The 2478-nt window shown below is 37.8% G+C and carries 2 pseudogenes; both read left to right on the forward strand.

The features are described 5' to 3' along the window. Window positions 1-2: 2 nt before the first annotated feature. Window positions 3-660 (forward strand): annotated as a pseudogene (locus N9I19_RS24420) (GAP family protein). 158 nt (window positions 661-818) lie between these two features. Next, a pseudogene (locus tag N9I19_RS24425) lies at window positions 819-2250 on the forward strand (IS4 family transposase). Window positions 2251-2478: the final 228 nt, after the last annotated feature.

Genomic DNA, 2478 nt, shown 5'->3' on the forward strand with positions numbered 1-2478 from the left:
TGATGAGTACAGAACTACTCCTCCTGATAGGGGGTTTGGCTTTATTGGATATGCTAAGCCCTGCTACATTAGGGGTAACAGTGTATCTACTTTTAGCAGATAAAGAGAAACTTACCAAATGTTTATTGGTTTATTTATTGACGGTAGCAGGATTTTATTTTGCTGTTGGAGTTTTACTCATGTTAGGATTAGGTTTTTTGCTTGAGATTATTTCTGGGATATTTCAAAATCGAATCGTAAGTTGGACAGTCTTTATTATTGGAGCGATATTGTTCATCGCAAGTTTTTATGTCCCAACAAAGAAAAAATCAGACCTACCTACGCCAAGTTCAAAAAGCATTCTTTCAATGGTTGCTCTGGGGATTCACTACTTCATTAGTTGAAGTAGGAACAGCATTTCCTTATTTTGCAGCAATCGGCATAATGACTACTTCTAATCTATCATGGATGGAATGGTCTTCTATTTTAGCTGGATACAATTTTATCATGGTGTTGCCTCCCCTCTTGCTGTTTTTCATATATCTCCTATTTGATCGGTGGATGCAAAAACCCCTTGAGAAGCTTCGGGTGAAAATCTCTAATAATACAGGATCGGCTCTTTCGTGGATAATGTGTATTGTTGGAGTCATCCTAATTTTAAATAGCCTGGACTTTTTGTAGTGTGTTTGACTAAAGTATTAAATAACATAGGCAGAAAATGATCAAACTTTTTTATAAAAAAAATGAAATCTATTGAAGAAGAATCTATTTTGATCAATCTTTTTTCAAAATGATTTTATTGATTTATCATAAGTTTACGAGAAAGGATGGTGTTTTTGTTGAATCCTATCATCTTCAGTGAACTGAAATTTTTTGCACAAGAATTACAAAGATCTTTATCTCCATTAGTACTAAAAGAAATCGCCAAACAAGTGGGCTTTGTGCAGCGATCTAGTAAGTATCAAGCCGATGAACTCATCGCCCTGTGCGTATGGCTCAGTCAGGAAATCGCTAGCACATCCCTTACACAATTGTGCAGTCGGTTAGAAGCTTCCACTGGGGTACTAATAAGCCCAGAAGGGCTGAATCAACGCTTTAATCCAGCAGCTGTCGCATTTCTCCGAGAAGTCTTTACCTCGCTCCTAAAACAAAAACTCTGTTTAAATCATTCACTTTCTTCAGACCTGATTTCTGCTTTCAAACGTATTCGGATTTTAGATGCGACTGTATTTCAGATACCTGATGCCTTCGCTACAAATTATCAAGGATCTGGAGGGAGTAGTAATACTGCAGGGGTGAAAATCCAATTGGAATACGATTTATTAAGTGGCCAATTTTTAAACGTACAGCTAGGACCAGGAAAGAACAATGATAAAACATACGGTACTACCTGCCTTGAAACTGTAGAGACGGGTGATTTATGTTTGCGCGATCTTGGTTACTTTGATTTAGGAGACTTACAAGCCATTCATGATAAAGATGCTTACTATATTTCGCGTTTGAAGTTAAATACACGTATTTATATAAAGAATCCCGCCCCAGAATTCTTCAATAATGGCACCTTAAAAAAACAAACAGAATACATCCAGGTTGATATGACACAAATGATGTCCAGTCTAACCCCCGGTTAAACGCTGGAAATATTGGAGGCATACATTGGACAAAATCAGAAGCTTCCAGCACGTGTTATTATCCCATCGTTTAACAGATGATCAAACGCAAACACGCCTTAAAAACCAAGCGATACGAGAAAAGAAGAAAGGTATAGTCATGAAGGTTAAAAGTAAGCAATTGATGGGCATGAACATCTATATTACGAACACATCTCCAGAAGAAGTCCCCACTGATTATGTCCATTCCCTCTATTCCCTGCGTTGGCAGATTGAGATTTTATTTAAAACATGGAAGTCATTTTTTGAAATCGATGAATGCAAAACAATCAAAAAAGAACGCCTAGAGTGCCATTTATATGGCCAACTCATCGGCATTCTCCTCTGTTCTTCTACGATGTTTCAAATACGACAGCTTCTGCTTGAAAAGAAAAAGCAGGAGCTGAGTGAATACAAAGCAATTTATATGATTAAAGATTACTTCCCGTTACTGTTTCAAGCGATGGCAGTTGGCACAGAAGAACTTTTGAACATTCTGCATCGCCTTTATCAGCTGCTCAAAAAGAATGGTCGTAAATGTCATCGGTATAAGAAGATGACCGTATTTGATATTCTAGGGGTCGTGTATGAAACGACGGTGAAGCATAGACAAGCTGCCTAGCGAAAAAATCGCGTTTTAATAGGCTTCTTTGGCATGCCTACTATTCCATCACTCGCTAGTTTTGAAACAAGGATCATTTCATATATAGTAATTTACGTTGTTAGCTTGATGGGCATGTGGTGGTACCCCTTATGGAACTATCGGGGCAGGATAGCATTCCTGTAGATCGTTAAATATCAGGTTTGAAAAAAATAGAGCCCCTCAGTAAGATATGAGTATAGAGTCCAA

Source organism: Peribacillus sp. CSMR9, assembly GCF_033141925.1.
Taxonomy (GTDB): domain Bacteria; phylum Bacillota; class Bacilli; order Bacillales; family DSM-1321; genus Peribacillus; species Peribacillus simplex_A.